General features: G+C 70.8%; 21 protein-coding genes, 1 tRNA gene and 1 pseudogene. 10 read left to right on the top strand and 13 right to left on the bottom strand.

Going from position 1 to position 20,385, the window contains the following annotated elements:
* The first annotated feature begins 18 nt into the window (after positions 1 to 18).
* A complete protein-coding gene (locus RM425_RS19800; RefSeq protein WP_311346950.1) occupies positions 19 to 360 on the top strand; it encodes a flagellar FlbD family protein in 342 nt (113 codons plus the stop codon).
* A 5-nt stretch (positions 361 to 365) separates the two neighbouring features.
* Here RM425_RS19800 and RM425_RS19805 read toward each other — a convergent pair whose 3' ends face one another.
* The 5 genes from RM425_RS19805 to RM425_RS19825 form a co-directional block, all read right to left on the bottom strand.
* Positions 366 to 905 carry a gluconokinase gene (locus RM425_RS19805; RefSeq protein WP_311346951.1) on the bottom strand — a complete coding sequence of 180 codons (540 nt, stop codon included), beginning with the start codon at positions 903 to 905 and terminating at the stop codon, positions 366 to 368.
* Between the two features lie 46 nt (positions 906 to 951).
* A complete protein-coding gene (locus RM425_RS19810; RefSeq protein WP_311346952.1) occupies positions 952 to 1,464 on the bottom strand; it encodes an AAA family ATPase in 513 nt (170 codons plus the stop codon).
* A gap of 4 nt (positions 1,465 to 1,468) precedes the next feature.
* Positions 1,469 to 2,224 (bottom strand): alpha/beta hydrolase, encoded by a 756-nt coding sequence (locus tag RM425_RS19815; RefSeq protein ID WP_311346953.1) that lies wholly within the window; start codon positions 2,222 to 2,224, stop codon positions 1,469 to 1,471.
* Between the two features lies 1 nt (position 2,225).
* Positions 2,226 to 2,891 (bottom strand): enoyl-CoA hydratase-related protein, encoded by a 666-nt coding sequence (locus RM425_RS19820; RefSeq protein ID WP_311346954.1) that lies wholly within the window; start codon positions 2,889 to 2,891, stop codon positions 2,226 to 2,228.
* 99 nt (positions 2,892 to 2,990) lie between these two features.
* Positions 2,991 to 3,722, bottom strand: a complete 732-nt coding sequence (locus RM425_RS19825; protein ID WP_311346955.1) for a class I SAM-dependent DNA methyltransferase — start codon at positions 3,720 to 3,722, stop codon at positions 2,991 to 2,993.
* Between the two features lie 236 nt (positions 3,723 to 3,958).
* Here RM425_RS19825 and RM425_RS19830 point away from each other — a divergent pair, with 236 nt between their 5' ends.
* Positions 3,959 to 5,614: an ABC transporter substrate-binding protein gene (locus RM425_RS19830; protein WP_311346956.1), complete on the top strand. Its 1,656-nt coding sequence runs from the start codon at positions 3,959 to 3,961 to the stop codon at positions 5,612 to 5,614.
* A gap of 853 nt (positions 5,615 to 6,467) precedes the next feature.
* Positions 6,468 to 7,727 carry a hypothetical protein gene (locus tag RM425_RS19835; RefSeq protein WP_311346957.1) on the top strand — a complete coding sequence of 420 codons (1,260 nt, stop codon included), beginning with the start codon at positions 6,468 to 6,470 and terminating at the stop codon, positions 7,725 to 7,727.
* Between the two features lie 155 nt (positions 7,728 to 7,882).
* On the opposite strand, the gene RM425_RS19840 is transcribed toward RM425_RS19835, so the two are convergent.
* Both RM425_RS19840 and RM425_RS19845 read right to left on the bottom strand, forming a co-directional pair.
* A complete protein-coding gene (locus tag RM425_RS19840) occupies positions 7,883 to 8,431 on the bottom strand; it encodes a nucleotide-binding protein (protein WP_311346958.1) in 549 nt (182 codons plus the stop codon).
* 3 nt (positions 8,432 to 8,434) lie between these two features.
* Positions 8,435 to 9,550 carry a helix-turn-helix domain-containing protein gene (locus RM425_RS19845; protein ID WP_311346959.1) on the bottom strand — a complete coding sequence of 372 codons (1,116 nt, stop codon included), beginning with the start codon at positions 9,548 to 9,550 and terminating at the stop codon, positions 8,435 to 8,437.
* Between the two features lie 761 nt (positions 9,551 to 10,311).
* On the opposite strand from RM425_RS19845, the gene RM425_RS19850 reads away from it, so the two are divergent.
* The 3 genes and pseudogenes from RM425_RS19850 to RM425_RS21745 all read left to right on the top strand — a co-directional run.
* Positions 10,312 to 10,494 (top strand): hypothetical protein, encoded by a 183-nt coding sequence (locus RM425_RS19850; RefSeq protein ID WP_311346960.1) that lies wholly within the window; start codon positions 10,312 to 10,314, stop codon positions 10,492 to 10,494.
* 224 nt (positions 10,495 to 10,718) lie between these two features.
* Positions 10,719 to 11,030: a helix-turn-helix domain-containing protein gene (locus RM425_RS19855; RefSeq protein WP_311346961.1), complete on the top strand. Its 312-nt coding sequence runs from the start codon at positions 10,719 to 10,721 to the stop codon at positions 11,028 to 11,030.
* Positions 11,031 to 11,323: 293 nt separating this feature from the next.
* Positions 11,324 to 12,091, top strand: a pseudogene (locus RM425_RS21745) (tyrosine-type recombinase/integrase); the annotation flags it as partial.
* A gap of 200 nt (positions 12,092 to 12,291) precedes the next feature.
* Here the strand turns inward: RM425_RS21745 and RM425_RS19865 are convergent.
* The 4 genes from RM425_RS19865 to RM425_RS19880 all read right to left on the bottom strand — a co-directional run bounded on the left by RM425_RS19865 (position 12,292) and on the right by RM425_RS19880 (position 14,152).
* Positions 12,292 to 12,364 (bottom strand) — tRNA-Ala (locus RM425_RS19865).
* A gap of 115 nt (positions 12,365 to 12,479) precedes the next feature.
* On the bottom strand, positions 12,480 to 12,893 hold the full coding sequence (locus RM425_RS19870; protein WP_311346963.1) for a VOC family protein: 414 nt from the start codon (positions 12,891 to 12,893) through the stop codon (positions 12,480 to 12,482).
* 20 nt (positions 12,894 to 12,913) lie between these two features.
* Positions 12,914 to 13,327, bottom strand: a complete 414-nt coding sequence (locus RM425_RS19875) for an AraC family transcriptional regulator (RefSeq protein ID WP_311346964.1) — start codon at positions 13,325 to 13,327, stop codon at positions 12,914 to 12,916.
* 30 nt (positions 13,328 to 13,357) lie between these two features.
* Positions 13,358 to 14,152, bottom strand: a complete 795-nt coding sequence (locus RM425_RS19880; protein ID WP_311346965.1) for a M23 family metallopeptidase — start codon at positions 14,150 to 14,152, stop codon at positions 13,358 to 13,360.
* Between the two features lie 427 nt (positions 14,153 to 14,579).
* On the opposite strand from RM425_RS19880, the gene RM425_RS19885 reads away from it, so the two are divergent.
* The 4 genes from RM425_RS19885 (at position 14,580) to RM425_RS19900 (ending at position 18,889) form a co-directional block, all read left to right on the top strand.
* Positions 14,580 to 16,115, top strand: a complete 1,536-nt coding sequence (locus RM425_RS19885) for a mannitol dehydrogenase family protein (RefSeq protein ID WP_311346966.1) — start codon at positions 14,580 to 14,582, stop codon at positions 16,113 to 16,115.
* 77 nt (positions 16,116 to 16,192) lie between these two features.
* Entirely contained in the window at positions 16,193 to 16,957 is a 765-nt protein-coding gene (locus RM425_RS19890; protein WP_311346967.1) for an HAD family hydrolase, read from the top strand.
* Positions 16,954 to 18,090: a CDP-glycerol glycerophosphotransferase family protein gene (locus tag RM425_RS19895; RefSeq protein ID WP_311346968.1), complete on the top strand. Its 1,137-nt coding sequence runs from the start codon at positions 16,954 to 16,956 to the stop codon at positions 18,088 to 18,090. The genes RM425_RS19890 and RM425_RS19895 overlap by 4 nt, the downstream gene beginning before the upstream one ends.
* Positions 18,077 to 18,889, top strand: coding sequence for a phosphocholine cytidylyltransferase family protein (locus RM425_RS19900; RefSeq protein WP_311346969.1), 813 nt, complete (start codon positions 18,077 to 18,079; stop codon positions 18,887 to 18,889). The genes RM425_RS19895 and RM425_RS19900 overlap by 14 nt, the downstream gene beginning before the upstream one ends.
* Positions 18,890 to 18,937: 48 nt before the next feature.
* Here RM425_RS19900 and RM425_RS19905 read toward each other — a convergent pair whose 3' ends face one another.
* Positions 18,938 to 19,642, bottom strand: a complete 705-nt coding sequence (locus RM425_RS19905) for an SCO family protein (protein WP_311346970.1) — start codon at positions 19,640 to 19,642, stop codon at positions 18,938 to 18,940.
* Positions 19,639 to 20,385: YcnI family copper-binding membrane protein (locus tag RM425_RS19910; protein WP_311346971.1), on the bottom strand; the 747-nt coding region annotated here is incomplete at its 5' end. The genes RM425_RS19905 and RM425_RS19910, both read right to left, overlap by 4 nt.

Here is a 20,385-nt window from a genome sequence, read left to right on the forward strand (position 1 = left end):
AGCGGAAGGATCGCGTTCGTGATCGCAGTCACCTGTCGCAACGGCGAGCACTTCACCATCGACCCCGGCGAGATCGAGCGCGCCGAGGCCGTTCCCGACACCGTCGTCCACCTGGTCGGCGGCCGCACCTTCGTGCTGGCCATGAGCCTGGACGAGCTGCTGCTGGCCATCCGGGATGCCCGCGCCGAGCGGATGGTCGTCCAGAAGCGGCTGGCCGGCGGCACGGCCGAGCTCGCCGACTCCGCCTCGACCGTGCGGACGGCGAACCTGCGGGTGGAGCGGCGCGCGCACCTCCGGGACGGCGACAGCCCCGGCTCGCCGGCCGACCGGCGCCCGGTCGGGGCGCCGCCCGAGGACTGAGGCGCTCAGCCGGCCGGACGGCCCGTACGCGCCAGCGCCGCGAGCAGAACCTCTGCGACCTCCCCGGGCGATCCTGCACCCGAGACCGTCGCCCCCGGCTCGTCCGGTGCCAGCGGTTCCAGGGTGGCCAGCTGGCTCTCCAGCAGCGAGGACGGCATGTAGTGGCCCGTGCGGCGCTCGACCCGCTCGCGCAGGATCTCCGCGTCGACCGCGACGTGGGCGAACCAGACCGACGGCCGGCCGTCCCGCAGCAGGTCGCGGTAGCTGCGCTTGAGCGCCGAGCAGGTGATCACCCCGCACCGCCCCGCCGCCTCCCGCGCGCCGATCCACGCGGCGATCTCGCGCAACCAGGGGCGGCGGTCGTCGTCGTCCAGCGGCTGCCCCGCGGCCATCTTCTCGACGTTGGCGCGCGGATGGAGGTCGTCCCCCTCGGCGAAGTCCCATCCCAGCCGCTGCACCAGCTCGGCCGCGACGGTGGACTTCCCCGAGCCGGAGACGCCCATGACGACGATCGTGCTGGTCGCTGCTGATCCATCCGGCTGCATCGACGCAACCGTAGAGACCCCGCAGCCCGCGTGCGACACCGGCCGCTCACCGGCCGGGAAGTCGCTCCAGGAGCTCGGCCACCACGTCGTCGACCGACCCCTGCGCGCCGATGCGCAGGCACGTGCCCTCCGGCCAGGGCACGTAGGCCGCCGCCCGCGCCAGCACGTCCTCCCACGACGGTTCGGGCAGGTGCCCCAGTGGCCGACCGCGACCCTCCAGCCGCCGACGGTGCTCACCCGCGTCGTCCAGGACGAGCAGCACGGACACGAGCTCGGCCCCGGTCCCCTCCACTGCCGCACGCCACGTCTCGCGGGCGGGCTCGCTGTCGTTCACGGCGTCCACCACGACGGTCGCGCCCAGCCGGAGGTTCTGCTCGGCCGCCACCCGGACGACCTCGTAGGCGGCCACCCCGGTCGCCCGGCTCCGGAGGATCCCGGCGCCCAGGAGGGCGTCCTCGACCGGGTCGACGGACAGGTGGGTCGCCGCCAGTCGTCCGGCCAGTGCCGCCGCGACCGCCGTCTTCCCGGTACCCGGCAGGCCCGAGACGACGATCAGCACCCGCTCACCGCGCCCGACGTGGGGCCAGCGCGGCGAGCAGTGCCGGCCAGGCGGTGCTGCGCGGGTCGATGACGACGAAGTGGCCGCCCTCCACCTCCACGAGCCGGGCCGCGGGGTGGGCGGCGACGTAGGACCGGCCCACGGCGAGCGGGACGATCGCATCGGTCGCGCCGTGCACGATCGTCACGGCGGTGTCCGGAGCGGGCTGCCGCACCGGGTCGAGGTCGGGTCGCTCGGCAGCGGGCCGGCCGAGGAACGCGCGCACCGCGTCGCCGTCGAGGGCCAGCTCCTCCGCCAGCCCGAGGTCCGCGACGGGCGCCAGCGCGACCACGCCGGCCGGCACCGGGGTCCGGGGGTCGGCGGCGGCCTGCAGGACCAGGTGCCCGCCGGCCGAGTGCCCGACCAGCACGAACCGTCCGTCGCAGGCTCGTCCCAGCTCGGGGACGTCGGCGAGGAACCGGATCGCCGCGGCGACGTCGTCCACCGTGTCGTCGGGCCGGCCGGGCACCCGCCGGTACTCGAGCGCCGCCGTCGTCCAGCCGGCGGCGGCGAGGGCTGCGGTCAGCGGGCGCCCGTGGATGCGGTCGTAGGCCGGCCGCCAGAAGCCGCCGTGCACGAAGACGACCAGGGGTCGCGCCTCGGCACCGGGAGCTCCGAGGTAGAGGTCGACGACGTGGTCGGGGTGGTCGCCGTAGCGCAGTTCCCGATCCGGCCCGGGCGCGGGCAGGCCCAGGACCGACCGATCCTCCGGCGCCGGCATCTCAACCCTGGACGTCGGCGCGGAGGCTCTCCACGGCCGGCGCGTACATGCGCGCCTTGATGGTGCCCAGCGTGGCGCCGGCCTTGCCGGTCAGCCCGGCCGCGATCTCCACCGCCGTCGAGCGGACGGCGTCCTCGGCCACGGCCTGGTCGACGATGCCGGCCTCGACGGCCTCGGCACCCCCGTAGCGGCGGCCGGTGGTCATCGCGATGTGCGCGGTCTGCGGCGCCAGCCGGGACTGGATCAGCGCGGACATGCCCGGGGTGAACGGGATAGCGATGTCGACCTCGGGGAGGCACCAGAAGCCGCGGTCGGCGCGCATGACGCGGACGTCGTGCGACAGCGTGAGCATGGCGCCGGCGGCGAACGCATGGCCCTGGATCGCGGCCACGGTGGGCAGCGGCAGCGCGAGCACGCGGGCCAGGAGGTGCTGGACGCCGGACACGTACCCGCCCCACTGGTTCTCGTGCGTGGAGAGCCACTCGAGGTCCAGGCCGTTGGAGAAGAACTTGCCGGTGGCCGTGGTGACCAGGGCCCGAGCGCCCTCGGCCTGCTCGACCTCGTCGAGCGCGGCGCCGACCGAGGTCAGCCAGTCCGGGGAGAAGCGGTTCTCGGTGTCGCCGAGGTCGAGCACGAACACGTCGCCGGAGCGATCCAGCGTGGGCATGGCGGGTCCTTCCGGAGCAGGCGGTCGGCGGGCCGCGGCGCGGCCGTGTCGATGCCGATCATGCCGTCCGGTGGCGTGGACATCGCCCGGGGCACCTCGTCAGGCCGGTCTCCGCCAGACCGAGACGGAGCTCCCGCTCTCGCCGGTGAAGGCAGCGCCGTGCCAGTCGGCCATCCGCCGGTCCAGCTCGAGGCCGGCCAGTTGCGCCATGAGGTCGAGCTCGGCGGGCCAGACGTAGCGGAAGTTGCTGGCCGCGTACCGGACGGTCCCGTCGTCGGGACGCCAGTAGTGGTGGGAGGTGCCCTGCTGGGTGACCGGGTCGAGGGTGTCGAAGCCGGTGTGGTGGGCGCCGACGTGGAAGGGCACCGCCGTCTGCCCGGGCGGGAAGCGCCGGAGCTGCGGGACGCCCAGCTCGACGACGAAGTAGCCGCCCGGCGCGAGGTGGCGGGCGGCGTTGCGGAAGCACTCGACCTGCTCGGCCTGGGTCCGCACGTTCCCGAGGCTGTTCCAGACCACGTAGACCAGCGAGAACTCCCCGGGGACGGTGCTGGTAGCCATGTCACCCACCACCACCGGGATCCCGGAGCCCTTCCGGTGGAGCTCGTCGGCCATGGGTCGGGACAGTTCGATGCCGGTCACGGGCACGCCCCGGGCGGCCAGCGGGATGGCGACGCGACCGGTGCCGATCGCGAACTCCAGCGCCGGCCCCTCCCCGGCCAGCCCGGCGAGGAGCGCGACCGCGGGGTCGAGGACCTCGGGCGCGAACATGGACGCCGCGGTGTCGTCGTAGCTGGTCGCGGTCGCGTCGTCCCAGACGTCGCTGCTGCTCACGGACCGCAGCTTGGACCCGTCGCCGGCCGTGACGCCACCGGTTTCCGGCCGCTTTGTGCGCAACGCATGGCGGGCCCGAGAACATCGGTGCGCTGCGCACAGTGATCCGCATCACGGACCGAGTCAGACTTCGAGCAAGCGCTCTGCGCTCGCGCAGGTGCGCCGGTCTCCGGTGCGCCGTGCTGTCTGTGGATGACCGATCGAGGAGTGGACACATGCGAGGACATCGACGCCCGATGGGAGCCCCGTGGAAGCGGACTCTCGCTTCGGTAGGGCTCGTAGGGGTCCTGCTCGGCAGCGCTGCCTGTGGTGGTGGCGGCGACGAGGAGAGCGCCGGCCCGGCCCAGGAGGGCACGGTCGACGACGTCTCCGAACAGGGTGACCCGGTCACCGGCGGCACCATCGACGTCGGCCTGGAGGCGGAGACCAACAGCTGGCTGCCCGGCGAGGGGAGCTTCGGCAACCCGGGCCTCGCGGTGGCCTACTCGATCTACGACCCGCTGATGAAGCGCACCGAGGAGGGGGACGTCAAGCCCTACCTCGCCGAGTCGATGGAGCCCAACGAGGACCTCACCCGCTGGACGCTGAAGCTCCGGCCTGACATCCAGTTCCACGACGGCACGCCGCTGAACGCGCAGGCGCTGAAGTCGAACTTCGATGACTACCTCACGACCGCGACGTCCAACGTGGGCGCAACCCTCAAGGGCGTCTCCATGGAGGTCGTGGACGACCTCACGGTGGAGTACGTCCTCGAGGAGCCCAACGCCGCCTTCCCCGACGTGCTGACCCTGGCACCGGGCTGGCCGTTCTCGCCCACCGCGGCGGCGGAGTTCGGCCCCGACGCCGGCTCCAACCCCGTGGGCACGGGCCCGTTCCAGTTCGTGAGCTGGCAGCGCGACAACGCGCTCGAGGTGGAGCGGAACGAGAACTACTGGCGCGACGGCCTGCCCTACCTGGACGGGATCACCTTCCGGCCGATCCCCGACGAGGACACCCGCCTGGCCAGCCTGGAGAGCGGTGACATCCAGGCCATGCAGTCGCTGCGCCAGAGCACCATCGCCCGGGCCCGTGACCTGGAGGGCGTGGACAACTACGAGTACCTCGGCAACAACAGCGGTGGCTCGCTGCTCAACACCAGCCGGCCGCCGTTCGACGACGTCCGGGTGCGCCAGGCCCTGGCGTACGCCATCGACCAGGAGGAGCTCATCGAGGTGCTCGGTGGCACGGGCATGGTTCCGCCGGCCTCGCAGTACTTCAGCCCGGACAGCCCGTTCTACTCCGAGGAGGCGGACGAGGCGTTCCCCGGCTTCGACCCGGAGCGGGCCCAGGAGCTCTACGACGAGTACATCAACGACCCGGAGCGCTCCGACGGCAAGCCGGTGGGCACCCCGATCTCCTTCACCTACAACTGCCCGCCCGACCCCAGCCTGAACGAGCTGTCCCAGCTCTACCAGGCGTTCTGGAGCGCCCTGGGCATCGAGGTGGAGCTCAACGCGGTCGAGCAGGCCGCCCACATCCAGAACGCCATCGCGCGGGACTACGACGCGGCGTGCTTCCGGTTCAGCTCGGAGCGCGACCCGTACTACATCTTCGACGACGCGTTCACGGAGGGTCCGCTCAACTTCACCGACTACACCGACCCGGTGATCGACGAGCAGCTGGAGGTCCTCCGCTCCACCACGGACCTGGAGGAGCGCCAGGCTGCGGTCGAGGAGATCAGCCTGCACCTCTCCGAGAACGTGCCGAACCTCTTCACCGGCTACACCCTCACCGACATCGCGGTGCAGGAAGAGCTGAAGAACGTCGACGGCTGGGAGTTCCCGGACGGCACGGCAGGTGACGGCGTCCCGGGTGCGACCGCCATGTGGGGCGAGGTGTGGCTGGCGGAGTAGCCCGAACGGGAACCGGCGGCCCGGGCGGAACCACGCCCGGGCCGTCGCACACCGCAAACCGGTAAGACCCGAACAACGACTCAGGCCGTCCTCACTTCCGGAGGGCGGCCTGAGTTGGTTCCGGCTGGAGCCGATCGACGAGTACGCGGTCGTCACCCACCCGGTCCTACTGGGCGGCGGCACACCGTTCTCCACGGCACCGGCGCCGGGTGCCCGACGTCGGGTCGGCGCAGGCTCCGGGCGGCCCCGACGAGCTCGCGGATGACCTCGGGAACGAGTCAGGCCATCCTCCGGATCGGAGACGGCTTGCTCGACGGGGTGGAGCTGAGGGGACTCGAACCCCTCACCCCCACACTGCCAGGCCGACCTGACGGCGTTCGCCGACGTCCGCCGTAGTCCGAAAGACCTGGTGAGCAGGGGGTTTTCCACTTCGCCGAACAACGGCGAACGACCACGAACCAAGATCGGGATAGGCCAACTGCAACCACAGGCGCCTGTCCTTGATGCAGCTCATTAGCCGAGGTGTGGAGTTGGCTGAAGTTCAGCGCAGCCTGCTGGGGCCCGGGAACTGTCGCCGCGGCGACTGGCTGACGAGGAGGGCGCCGCTCACGTCTGGCATGGTCACCGTCAGGTTCTACCAGAGGGCGCCTGAAACTGAGCCTCCCGCGACGTGGAACTGCACGCGATCGGGGAAGCGCCGCCTGCCAGTCCCGAACCGACTGACACCTACTCACGAGGTTCGCCTGCTCCGTTCGCCGCACAGCGCGAGCGCACGCGCGGCGGCGAGTGAGCAGCTGGGGCATCCTGTCGGCCCGGGACGAGACAGCTCGAGACGAGAAGGACGGAACGATCCGTGACGGAGTCGCAAGGAGTCGACCACGAGCGAGTTGCTCCGCCAGATGCGTCAGAGGCCGCGGAGGCGCCACTCGCCACCGCTGGCGCCGTTCCGGACCCAGCAGCGGCCGCCGCCGAAGAAAGAACCCGGCGCACCCCCTCCAAAGTGTCGCCCGTCAAGAAGGCTGCGGCCAGCAAACCTCGACCAACGAAGACTGATGCGAAAAAGCGCACCGCTAAGAAGGCGAAGCCGACCGCAGCTGCGACCGGGCAGCAGGCGAAGTTCCCAAGGCATTCCGTTGAGAAGGCGCTCCGTATACCAAAAGCCGTTTACGACCAAAACGGCGGGAAACCAGCAACTCGAGCTGAGGCTGTCAAGTTCGCGGGGGCGCAGGCACTCAGCGGCGCGTTGAACGTTGAGATCAGTTCGTCCTTAAAGTATGGCTACTTCAAGGCCGACGGTCAGACTCTCGTGCTGACGGACCGCGCCCGGGCTGCCGTCGCGCCGCAGTCGGACAACGAGCGCGTGACGGCATTCCGCGACGCGGTGTTGGCGGCGCCGGACCTCTCCGACGTCTACAACTACTACCGTGGCGAAAGTCTGCCGGACGCCCAGTATTTTACGAATGCTCTTACGGATCGATTCCGCATCCCGTCCGACAAGGTCGCGGAATTCCAGCAAGTATTCGATGAGTCCATCAGGTCAGCCGACCTGCTCGACGTGTCAGGTCCGCGCCCAAGGCTGATTGACGTTGGCCGCGATGAAGAGCACCGTGGGCAGCAGTCGACGAAAGCCCTAAGCAAGTCCAGGGCGGCAGTCCCGATCGGCAGTAGCTGTTTCGTAATGCAACCATTTGCCGGACCTTTGGGCGCGTACTACGAGTCCATCTTCAAGCCGGCCATCTTACAGGCGGGATTGACACCGCTTCGCGCGGACGCAGAGATCTTCGCAACAGGCAAGATCATCGACCAGATCTGGCGCGGCATTCGTGAGGCCACCGTACTCGTGGCGGAATTGACGACGAAGAATGCGAACGTGTTTTACGAACTCGGCTTGGCTCACGCTTTGGAGAAGCCAGTTGTGTTGGTCTCATCGAATGAGCAGGATGTCCCCTTCGACCTCCGCCACATTCGAGTAATCGTCTATGACCAGACGGACCCCTTTTGGGGTCAGAAGTTGATCGACAAGGTTGCGGACAACATTCGAAGCGCCATCAGTAACCCTGAAGAAGCCATCTTCCGGGTTGATGGGTCAGGGCCAGAGCGCCAGAGCCACTGATTTGACTGCCTCAAGTTGACTGCGCCGACGGCTGACAGCTGGGGATTGCAACCGCCCCGGACACTCCCCCGGAGCTCATGGGCGGAAGCGACCACAGGGTTGGGGCACGCAGAGTCGGGGTTAGGGAGCTCTACGAACCGACCATGTCGTGGAAGTTACGGCATCGGTCCTGTCAACCCATTCTGCTCCGCAAACTCTGCGAAGCCACCCGGACCGAACGGCAGCCGGTACTGACCCGACAGCAAGTCGTCCGCGATGGCCGACGCGAGCGCGACGGTGAGTAAGCCCGAATGGATGGCTTGCATCATGAGGCCAACGGTGCCCGTGAGCGGCAGGCCGTCGCGCTGGGCAGCCGTTCGCCCGGCCATGTCATCGACAACTGCGGTGCCTCCTGTAGTAGCCGCCAGAGCGAGGACACCCGCCTCACCCCTGTTTCGCTCACCCGCTACCAGCAAGGAGGAGTAATAGCCGAACCGCTCGATCTCCTCTGGGGACTGAAGATCTCGCCTTCCAATCCACGGCGCATCCAGCACTGCCTGCAGGAAGCTGTTGTGAGCTAGCCCCCGCTTCAGCTCATCGACGACAACGTCTGGGATGACGGCAGTCCTCTCTCCGACCACAGCCTTGAGGGCTCCTAACCAGTTCTCTCGGGCGAAGTGGCTCAGAGGACTGGTGTCAAAGATAAGCAAGTCGGCCCGAGGCATCGGCTAGGACACAAAACCCCAGACGGCCTCCGCGCTGAGCTGCGGGGGCACGGGCAAGTCTTCTTCAGCCCATGTATCGAGCAGGAGGTCGATCGCCCGGGCCGCGGCAATCACGTCAGACCGATAGAGGTCCAAAACGGCCTTTATATACGGCTTTGGGAGAGTCGGCGAGGCGAGTTCATCGCGCGGGACAAGATTGTAGTCTATGATATCCGCACGGGTTGTACTGACCTGCCGAATCGTCCGTGATTCTCCGGCGGTCACCAGTCCTAACTCTCCGAGACGTCGACTGAGCGTTGCCATGTCCACACGGAAGAGGCTTGCCATGCGGACCGCGGCCACACGGAGCGCATCGGACGAATCAACCAACTGTCGCCAGGTCCGCTCAACGCCAAGATGCGGAAGCAGCAAGGCACGGGCGAACCGGTCGACTCGCGCCTCCCATGGTGCGGCGTCGATGCCTGCGGTCACGCGCCAATCGATGGTGTACTCGTCGGCGAACAGGTGGTGCCCTAGTTCATGCGCAGCAGCCAGCCGTCGACGCCCGACCTGCTGGGAGCCGTTGACAACAGCGAGACCGCCAGACCGGAGCGCAATGGATGCAGCGTCGGCGGTGTCGCTGCCCAGCTCGATGCTGAAGAGGAGCAGGCCGGCTGCTGGGGAAGCTGAATCAAGGTCTAGCACCGGTTCGTGCTCATCGAGCCCTAGGAGTGACCGCGCGCGTGCTGCGGCTTCATCTGCATCAGCGTCGGTAGCTGGCCGTTCGATGACATCTAGGTCAGCTAGCGGCAAGTTCCCGTGAAGCTGAAGGAACTCCACGTTGCGAGCCAGCCGCTCCAGCAGCGCGTCGATGGCCGGACTCGCAGCGCCTGGCTCTTCGCGATTCCTGTGCGACAGGATGGCGGGCGCCACCTCCTCGAGGAACCACTCGATTCGAGCGCCGACGGCATCCGCGATCCGCGCCAGTTCGAGCGCGGACACACGGCGTGCCCCGGATTCGATCTTCGCCAGCGAGGACCGATCGAGCGAGGTTGCCGTGGCCAGTTCCGCCTGAGTGAGCCCAGCGCGGTCACGAGCATCCCTGATGCGAGCGCCTAGGGTTGAACTGTCCACGGCCATGTGTGCGAATTTAGAACATGACCCTGGTCAACGGGAGGCGGGGCGGGCGGGCAACCCTCGATAGTGTGGCCCGTCGCTTCCGTAGGGTCTTGACCGGATGCAGATCGTCATCTTGCGCCAGCCCTTGGGGCACATGGTCGGGATGCTGCCAGAAGAGAGACGTGACGAGTCATCATGGCTGGGCAGCAGCGTGCCAGGTGCTGTCTGACGAGATCGGCAGGAGATGTCGCGTTCGCTGCGCCGGTCTCTTGACGAGCTGCTGCTTGTCCCATCAGCTGAGGTCCCTCGGCCGCTCGCGTCGTCCGCGTCGTAGCTATCCGACGGGTCCAGCGTCTCGAGGAGCAACGCCCAACAACAGGCAAGACCATGACTGACACACCTCTTGCATCCAGGACTCCCGTTGCGTCGTGACGCATCGGGGTGACGTCGGCCGGGACGTTGATCCGGAGTGTCACCGGCATGGGCAGACGTCGGAGTGCATCGGGGCGCCAAGCGACGAGGCAGCAGCCACGGCGGCCGCGCACGCCGCCGTCCGGCGACCCGAGTGCGGATACGGCGGGGACAGGCGAGCCTGTGGCGCAACCTCGGCGCCGCGCCGCCTCCGTGTGCGGGTGGTGTGGTGGACCGATCGCCGTCAAGGCGACGGGGCGCCTCCCGAAGTGGTGCTCGGCGTCGTGCCGGCAACGAGCATGGGAGCAGTCCCGAGCGGCCTCGTCGGGGCTCTCGGCAGTTCAGGCCGTGGAACGACCAGTTGAGACCCCGTGCCGCTTCCGCCGACCCGCCACGACTGGCCCCGCCTGCTCGGCCAGCTCGCCGTCCAGCTCGACACCGGCCGCATCTACAACCGCGACCTCGACGAGTTGTTCGTCGCCCTCGCGGCCGCCGACGTCGCTCGGACCCGCCGGATGTACATCCGCAGCCGTACCACTCCCCACCCGCGCTGACCACGAGCCGAGGGGTGACGTCCCCGCAAGCCCCGGGGTGACGTCGACGATCCAGACGGCACCCCGTCTCGCAGCTCCGCACGGTGCAGGTGCTCAGCGCCGCCCCGGGCGGCCCACCGCTGTTCGGATCGTCGCGTCCAGCCGTCACCAATCGGCCGAGGAAAGCGCCTTCTACGGGTGAGGGGCGACCCGCCCGCCGGTCGCCGTCTCACCGGGAGGACAGCGTGCGCATCGACGACGATCGGCCACCGGCGGACGGGAGCAGCGACCGGCTACTCCTGACGACCGAGGAGGCCGCCGACGTCCTCCGGGTCGGGCGCACCACCGTCTACGCCTTGATCAAGGTGGGCCAGCTGAGGCCGGTGCACATCGGCCGTAGCTGCCGGATCTCCCGTGCCGAGCTCGAGCGCTACGTCAGCCGGCTGGACGCTCCCCCACCGGCCGTCCCGGAACGCCCAGGGCGGCGCCGGCCCACCCCTGTGGACAAGCCGGCGTTGTCCCCATCGAGCGGTGGCCACCCGTCAGTGGGTTGCTGAACACTGCCCGCACCGACGACGACGGGGACAAGACTTGGCAGGGCGCGCAGCGAACGGCGAGTCGACGATCTACAAGGGCGCCGACGGGCGCTGGCACGGCTACGTCTCCGTCGGCTTCAGACTCGACGGCAGACTCGACCGCCCGGCATGTCAGCAGCAAGAGCCGCGCCGTCGTGGTCGCGAAGGTCCGAGAGCTCGAGCGGAAGCGCGAGTCCGGAACGGTCGGCGAGACGTCGACCCCGACCGTCGCCGACTGGCTGGAGCACTGGCTCACCACCATCGCCCCGCGCCGGGTGCGGCAGCGGACACTGGAGAGCTACGAGTCGGCCGTCCGCAACCACCTGATCCCCGGACTCGGCCGGCACCGCCTCGATCGGCTGCGACCCGAGCATCTCGACCAGCTCTACACCGCCCTGCTCGACGCCGGCTACTCCCCCGCTACCGTGCTCCGGCACCACCGCATCCTGTCCCGTGCCCTCACCGTCGCCGTCCAGCGCGGCCACGTCCCGCGCAACGTCGCCGCGCTCGTCGACCCGCCGGCCCAGCGCGCCAGCAACGTCGCCACCGCCCTCGACCTCGGCGAGGCCCGTGCCGTGCTGCACGCCGCGGCCGGCGTCCGCAACTCCGCCCGCTGGACCGTCGCCCTCGCGCTCGGCCTGCGGCAGTCCGAGGCCCTGGCGCTGCAGTGGAAGGACATCGACCTCCTCACAGGCACGCTGACGGTCCGGCGGAGCATCCACCGGGTCCGCGGAGGCGGGCTGATCTACGAGGAGCCCAAGACCCGCCGCAGCCAGCGCACGCTCGCCCTGCCGATGCCTCTCGTCGCCGAGCTGCACCGGCACAAGGCCGCCCAGCTCGGCGAGCGGATGCTGGCCGGCTCCGAGTGGCACGACGAGGACCTGGTCTTCGCCCAGGTCAACGGCCGGCCGATCGACAAGAAGACCGACCACGACGACTGGACGCGGCTGCTGCAGCAGGCCGGCGTCCGCCACGTCCGGCTGCACGACGGCCGGCACACCGCGGCCACCCTGCTGCTGTCAGAGAACGTGCACCCCAGGGTGGTCATGGAGCTGCTCGGCCACAGCCAGATGCGCACCACGATGGACATCTACAGCCACGTCATGCCGGCGCTGGCCCGCGAAGCCGCCGACCGGATGAGCGCCCTGCTGCTGCCCGGTAAGGGTGGGCAAACTGCAACCACAACTGCAACCAGAGACGACTCAGGCCGTCCTCCAGATGGAGAACGGCCTGGTCATCGGGGTGGAGCTGAGGGGACTCGAACCCCTGACCCCCACACTGCCAGTGTGGTGCGCTACCAGCTGCGCCACAGCCCCGGACCGGCCCGCTCTGGTGCGTTCGGGCCGGGAGTCACTGTACAGGGCTGAGCGCGTCCGCCCGCGCAGGGGTGGGCACGGCGCACGGCGCGGCGCCACCCCCGCCGGTGCGGCCTCAGGCGGCCTTCAGCTGCGCGATGCGGATGTGGTTGCCGAAGGGGTCGCGCAGGCCGAAGTCGATGCCGTAGGGCTGGTCGACCGGCTCCTCGGTGATCTCGACACCCTTGGCCTTGAGGTCGGCGTGGGTCTTGTACGCGTCGTCGCAGGCGAAGAAGAGGTGACCGCCGGCCACGCCCTTGCTGATCGCCGTCCGCACCTCGGCGGCGGTCTCCTCGCTCATCGACGGCGGCCCGGGCTTCTCCAGCAGCACGGCGCGGTCGGGCTGGGCGGGGAGGCTGACGGTGAGGAAGCGCATCGGACCGAAGGCCATGTCGGTCTGGACCTCGAACCCGAGCTTGCCGACGTAGAAGTCGAGCGCCTGGTCCTGGTCGGGGACGTAGATCTGGGTGATGGTGATCGCGGTCAGCATGCGCCGAACGCTAGGAGGGCTCACTCCCCGGGCGCTTCTCCGAAACTGCTCGGTCGCAGCCAGGCCATCGCGAAGCAGGACGGCGCCGGCGGCAGCGGGCCGCGCCGCCGGTGGACGCTCGGCGGCTCGCCGACGACGTCCCGGAAGACCCGGCTGAACGTGCCGAGGCTGGAGAAGCCGACCGCCATGCAGATGTCGGTGACGCTGCGGTCGGTGGAGCGCAGCAGGAACATCGCCCGCTCGACCCGCCGCCGCTGCAGGTAGCGGTGGGGCGTCTCGCCGAAGGTGGCGCGGAAGGTGCGGATGAAGTGCGCCTCGGAGACGTGGGCGATCCGGGCCAGCGTCGCGACGTCGAGCGGCTCGGAGTAGCGGCGGTCCATGGCGTCCCGCGCCCGCAGCAGCCGCCGGTTGGACTCCTCGACCGCGCGGCTCACCCCGGGATCACACCACGGGTGGGCAGCGCCTCAGATGTCGACGCCGCGCTCGCGCAGCCAGGGCACCGGGTTGATCCGCTTGCCGTCGATCCCGCCCTTGTGGACCTCGAAGTGCAGGTGCGGCCCGGTGGACTGACCGCGGTTGCCCAGCAGTGCGATGGTGTCGCCGGCGTCCACGTACTCCCCCGGCTCCACCAGGATCTTGTCCATGTGGCCGTAGACGGTCACGTCGCCGTTGTCGTGGAGGATGTACACGGCCAGCCCGAAGCCCGAGGCGGCGCCGGCGCGCAGCACGACCCCGTCGGCCGCCGCGTACTCCGGCGTGCGCATGGGGGCGGCGAGGTCGATCCCGTAGTGGAAGGTGCCCCACCGGCTGCCGTAGCCGCTGGTGAGCCGGGCGCCGTCGACCGGCATCACCGCCTTGGGCCGGGCGGCCTCGGCAGCGGCGGCCGCGGCCTCGGCTGCGGCGGCCTCGGCCCGCGCCGCCGCCTCGGCTCGGGAGGCTCGGGAAGCGGCGACCTCCCGCAGCCGGGCCTCCGCCTCGGCGACGGTGACCGACGCCCGCGGCAGCACCTCGAGCTGCTCCTCGGTGCCCAGGAGCTGCTGCTGGGCCACGAGGACGGAGGTGCTCCCCGGCGCGGCACCGGCAGGGCCCGGGAACCCGAGCGCCGCGGCGGCCAGGCCGCCGGTGAGCAGCGCAGCGAGCAGGACGCCGGGACGGCGGTCCGGCCGGGGCCGTGCCGCACGCCGGGAGTGGCGGGCCGCTCCCCGTCCGGACGGAGGGTCCACCGCGACCAGCAGATCGGTCGGGGTGTCGGAACCCATCCGTGCGTGCATGCACCAGCCCGTTCGCGAGGAAGATGAAGAGATCGGCCGGGCCATCGAAACATTCCGTGACTCCCCCGTGACCAGCTGTCCGGCGAGTCGCCCAGGACACGCCGCACGAGACGTCGCTCACGTCCCACCAGTCACAGGCGGGACGTACATCGATGTGATTCGACCGGGATGAGCGGAGTCACACCCGAGCGGGCGACGGACGGTTTGGCATGGGCCGCCACTGGCAATGACCCTTGCCCCGGCGTGGAACACCTCGCGCCGCCCGTACGCCCCTCTCCCGGTTGCGACCTGGACACATCGGCAGCGGAGAGATTGCGCGACTGGGCGCCGAACCCGTGTACTGCTGGTCTGCACCGGTCCGGAACTCGGTCGACCGCTGGAGGCAGCAGCACGGACGCGACGATGGAGGGGTGCGATGACGCAGGTCGAGATCAGGCCGTTCCCCGCCAGCCCTTCCGGGGTATCGCTGCCGGAGGTCCACGCCCTCACCGAGCGGTCTCTGGGTGACTACGGCGACCAGCTCCTGGTGCCCACCTACGACCGGGCCGCCCTCACGCCGGCCGTCGTCCACTTCAGCGTCGGCGGCTTCCACCGCGCCCACCAGCTGCTCTACTTCGACGAGGTCGCCGAGCGCCGCATCTCGAACGGCTGGGGCGTGGTCGGCGTCGGCCTGCACAGCCGCACGATGAAGGACGCACTGGCCCCCCAGGACCACCTCTACACCGTGGTCGAGCGCAGCCCCGACGGCGAGCGCGCCCGGGTCGTGGGCGTGATGGTCGACTACCACTTCGCCCCGGAGGACCCGGCCCGGGTGCTGGACCTGCTCACCGACGAGCGCACCCGCATGGTGTCGCTGACGATCACCGGCAGCGGCTACCGCCTGACCCCCGCCAGCGGGACGTTCGACGCCGACGACGTCGACATCCAGGCCGACCTGCGTTCCCCGGACTCCCCCCGCACCGTCTTCGGCTACCTGGTGGAGGCGCTCGACCGGCGCCGGCGCGCCGGGCTGCCGCCGTTCACCGTGGTGTCCTGCGACAACATGCACCGCAACGGCGACGCCGCCCGGGCGGCCGTCGTCGGCTTCGCCCGCCTGCGGGACGAGGTGCTGGCCCGCTGGATCGAGGACCGGGTGGCCTTCCCCAGCAGCATGGTGGACCGGATCACCCCGCACACCTCGGTGGGCGAGCGCGAGGCCGTCGCCCGGCGCTACGGCGTGGACGACCGCTGGCCGGTCATCACCGAGCCGTTCTCGCAGTGGATCATCGAGGACACGTTCAGCTCCGGCCGCCCGCCCCTGGACCAGGTCGGGGTCCGGTTCGTGCCGGACGTCGCCGCCTACGAGCTGATGAAGACCCGGCTGCTCAACGCCAGCCACTGCGCGCTGGGCTACCTGGGCTCCCTCGCCGGTCTGGGCACGCTCGACCAGGTCATGGCCGAGCCCGTGTTCGGGCACTACGTCGAACGGCTCATGGACGACGAGGTCACCCCGCTGCTGCCGCCGCCCGAGGGCATCGACCTGGTCGAGTACAAGCGCACGCTGCTGCAACGGTTCGCCAACCCCGCGATCTCCGACGGGCTGCCCCGGCTGTGCCGCCGCGGCTCGACGAAGATGCCGCACCACCTGCTGCCCTCGCTGCAGGAGGCGCTCGCCGCGGGCCGTCCGCACCGGCTGCTCACCCTCGCCCTCGCCGGCTGGTTCCGGTACCTCCGCGGCACCGACGAGACCGGCGCGCCCCTCGCGGTCGACGACCCCCGCGCGGAGGAGTTGCAGGCCCTCGCACGGGCCGGTGGCACCGACCCCCGCCCGCTGCTCGGGCTCCGGTCGGTGTTCGGGACCCTGGGCGACGACGCCGGCTTCGTCGACGAGCTGCACCGGGTACTGGAACGGCTGGACCGGAACGGCGTCCGCGCCTCGCTGGCGGCGGCCACCGCAGCGCCGCTCCGTTGATCCACCGACCCACCCCACCGCGCACCGCCCGGGCCCATCGGCCGGGCCCCGACCACCGACCGAAGGGAGACAACCCGGTGCCGACCGTTCCGCCGACGCTCCTCGAGCGGGTGACCCACCTGCTCTGCGACGCCGACGGCAACCTCTTCCCGTCCGAGGAGCCGGCGTTCGACGCCTCCACCGAGGTCACCAACGCCTTCCTCGCCTCCCTCGGCATCGACCGGCGCTTCACCGCGACCGAGCTGCGCTCGGCGGCCACCGGCATGAACTTCCGGACGACGGCGCGCACCCTCGCCGAGCAGGCCGGTCTCCCCGACGCCGACGTCGAGCCCTGGGTCGCCCAGGAGCGCCGCGCGGTCACCGAGCACCTGGCCCGCACCCTGCAGCCGCACGCCCCGACCCAGGCGGCGCTGCGCACCCTGGCCGAGCACCTGAGGCTGGCCGTGGTGAGCTCCAGCGCGCTCACCCGCCTGGCCGCCTGCTTCACCGCGACCGGTCTCGACGAGCTGCTCCCGGCCGACCGCCGGTTCAGCGCGGAGGACTCGCTGCCCGTCCCGACGAGCAAGCCCGACCCGGCCGTCTACGCGCACGCCTGCGAGCAGCTGGGCATCCATCCGGAGCAGGGGCTGGCCGTCGAGGACGCCGTCGCCGGGGTCCGGTCCGCCGTGGCCGCCGGCTGCCCCGTCGTCGGCAACCTGCTGTTCGTGCTGCCCGACGAGCGCGAGGAGCGCGCCGCCGCGCTGCTGGCCGCCGGCGCGCTCACCGTCGTCTCCTCCTGGTCGGAGCTCGCCGATCTGCTCCTCCCGGCGCTCGCCGGGCGGCCCGTGGAGGTGGCCCGGTGAACATCGTCTACGTCGCCTTCCGCGGCCACTTCTCCGACAGCCCGCGCGCCCTCTACGACGAGCTGCTGGACCGCGGGGTCGAGGCCACCAACACCTGGCTGTCCGCGCCGCACACGCAGGCCACCTTCCCCGACGACGTGACGACGGTGCCCTTCGGGAGCCCGGAGTCCATCGCCGCGCTCGAGGGCGCCGACCTGGTCATCTCCAACGACCACATCCCGCTGGACTGGGAGAAGCCGCCGGGCGCCGTCTACCTGCAGACCTGGCACGGCACGATGCTCAAGCGGGTGCACAACGACGTGCTGTGGGCGCCCGAGGGCCGCCTGGCCTACCTGGACCAGGACATCGCCCGCTGGGACCTGCTCCTCTCCCCCAACGCGATCACCACCGAGCGGCTGCGCAAGGCCTTCGGGTTCACGGGACCGATCCACGAGACCGGCCTGCCCCGCAACGACCTGCTGCTCGGTCCGCGACGGGACGAGGTGCGGGCCCGGGTGCGCGCCGAGCTCGGCATCGCCGACGGCCAGACGGCCGTCCTCTACACACCCACCTGGCGCGACGACCTCGTCTTCGCCGGCGGGGAGGGCGGCGCGGGCCGCTCCTTCGAGTTCCCGATCGACCTCGAGGCGTTCACCGAACGCCTCGGTGGGGACCACGTGCTGCTGCTCCGGCTGCACAACATGGTGCTCGACCGGCTGGAGCCGGCCGAGGGCTCCGTCGTCCGCGACGTCTCCGGCTACCCGGACATCCAGGACCTGTACGTGGCCGCCGACGTGATGGTGACCGACTACTCCTCCACGATGTTCGACTTCGCGAACACCGGCCGGCCGATGGTGTTCTTCACCTACGATCTGGACCGGTACCGGGATCAGCTGAGAGGCTTCTACTTCGACCTGGAAGAGGTCGCCCCGGGGCCACTGGTCCGCACCAGCCCGGAACTGGTCGACGCGATCGCCGGCATCGAGGCGATCAGCGACCAGTACGCCGCGCGCTACGCGCGGTTCCGGGAGACCTTCACCCACCTCGAGGACGGCGCCGCGACCCGGCGGGTCCTCGATCTCATCCTCCCGACCGCAACCGCGTCCGGGCAGACCAGAACGACCGAGGGAGATGATGATCGTGCGCTCCGCTGACCGCGTGCTCAACCCCGTTCCACGGGCGACGGCGCCGCGCACGACGCGGGCCACCTCCCGGCAGACCCCGTCCCGCTCGGTCCAGGTGATCATCCTGGCCGCCGGCATGGGTACCCGGCTGGGCCGGACGGATCCCAAGCCGCTGACGAAGCTCCGCGACGGCAGCAGCATCCTGCAGCGCCAGCTCGACGGCCTGCGCGAGGTCCTGGGGAACGACGTGACCATCACCGTCGTCGTCGGCTACCGCAGCAAGCGGGTCATGAAGGCCGCGCCGGACCTGCTGTTCGCCTACAACCCCGACTTCGCCGAGACGAACACGTCGAAGAGCCTGCTGCGGGGGCTGCGGACGACCCGCGAGGGCGGCGTCCTGTGGCTCAACGGCGACGTGGTCTTCGACCCGGCGGTGATCGAGCTGGCGCTGCCGTCCATGGCCGCTGACCAGAGCTTCGTGTGCGTGGACACCAGCACGGTCGCCGACGAAGAGGTGAAGTACACCCTCGACGCCGACGGCTACGTGCAGGAGCTGTCGAAGACCGTCGTCGGCGGGCTCGGCGAGGCCGTCGGCATCAACTTCGTCTCGTCGGCCGACAAGGCCACGCTGATCGACCACCTGGCCGCCTGCGGCGACCAGGACTACTTCGAACGCGGCATCGAGACCGCGATCGCGACCGAGGGGCTGCGCGTCCGCCCGGTCGACATCTCGCAGTACAGCGCCGTCGAGGTGGACTTCGAGACCGACCTGGCGCGCGCGAACTCGCTGTTCCCCGCGTCCGGGAACACCGTCGCCGACGTCGGCTGACCGTCGGGCCGGCCGGGAGGAGACCCCCGGCCGGCCGGACGCATCCGATCAGTCCACGACCACCGCGAGGTCTGCGGCGATGTCGCCGAAGGTGTTCTCCGCGTCGAAGGCCACGTGCGCGGCGTCGTCGGCCCCGTAGAGCAGCAGCAGGGCCGAGTGCGCCCGGCCGTCGTCCTCGGCCAGCGGCACGCCCGCCGAGAGCTGCGCCTGCTCGATGGCCTCCTGGTCACCGGTCAGCCCGACGAACCCGACGGGCAGGTCGGCGTCGAACCGGCCCAGGTACTCCCCGAGCACCTCGGGGGTGTCCGTGGCCGGGTCCGTGGTCACGAACACGACCTGCACCTGCTCGGCGATCGTGGGATCCACGGTGCGCAGCGCCACCGCGACGTCGGCCATCGTCGTCGGGCAGATGTCCGGGCAGTCCGTGTAGCCGAAGAACAGCAGCGTCGGCCGGCCGGCCGTCTCCGCCTTGAAGTCGAAGGGCGCCCCGGAGGAGTCGGTCAGGGTGAACGACGGCCGCCGGTAGGGCTCGGCCAGGTCGAATCCGGCGTAGACGTCCTCGGGCCCCTCCACCGTCGCCGGCGGGGTGTCGGAGTGGTCGTGCCCGCTCCCGGAGCTCGAGGCCGCCTCCTGGGCCGAGGACGAGCCCCCGCAGCCGGACGCCGCCAGGCCCGCGGCCAGCAGCAGCACCGGGAGCGCCCGGTGGCGCCGGCTCGCGCCGGTTCGGGTACGACGAAGGACGACGGGGCTCACGGAGCCACGGTACGACGGCGGGCGGCCAGGCCGAGCGCGAGACCGCCGAGCCCGGCCAGCAGACCGAGGACGGCGATGACGAGGGCCGTGGTGGCGGTCCCGGACGCGCCGTCGTCCTCGGCCTCGGCCGTCTCGCCGCTCCCGACTCCGGCGGCCGCGTCCTGGACCGAGGTCTGGCCGGTCAGCGCCAGGACCGGTGCGGGCCGCTCGGGCTCCGGCTGACCGTCGACCGTCGGCTCGATCCAGGCCGACTCGGTGCCGTCGCTGTAGGTCTGCACCGCGGGGAAGGTCAGCTGCTCGGCGTCCTCCGGGAAGGTCCCGCCGGACAGCGCGAACTCCTGGAACTGGCCGGGGGCGATGCCGCCGCCGGGGTCCGCCCGGAACTCGACGACCGACACGTAGCTGCTGATCTCCCGCCCGTGCGAATCCATCGGCTCGGGCAGCTCCGCGGTGGTCAGGACGACCGACCAGCCGGGCACCGGCTGCGCGCGCAGCGACGCCAGCGCCGACTCCTCGGGGATCTGGATGCGCAGCGCGACGGTGCTGGCCGTGTCGCTCTCGTTCGGGACGCGGAAGGTGAGCTTGCCGTAGCCCCCGGGCTCGGCGTCCGCGCTGGAGACGGTGACGTGCGCGACGGCCGTCGAGGCGACGGTCACCGATGCCGCGAGCGCCACGGCGGCGGTGGAGAGGACGACGGCGGCCCGGGAGCGGGCGCGGGGCAGGGACATGGAACTCCTCGAGGG

The organism is Blastococcus goldschmidtiae, assembly GCF_031845325.1.
Classification (GTDB): domain Bacteria; phylum Actinomycetota; class Actinomycetes; order Mycobacteriales; family Geodermatophilaceae; genus Blastococcus; species Blastococcus goldschmidtiae.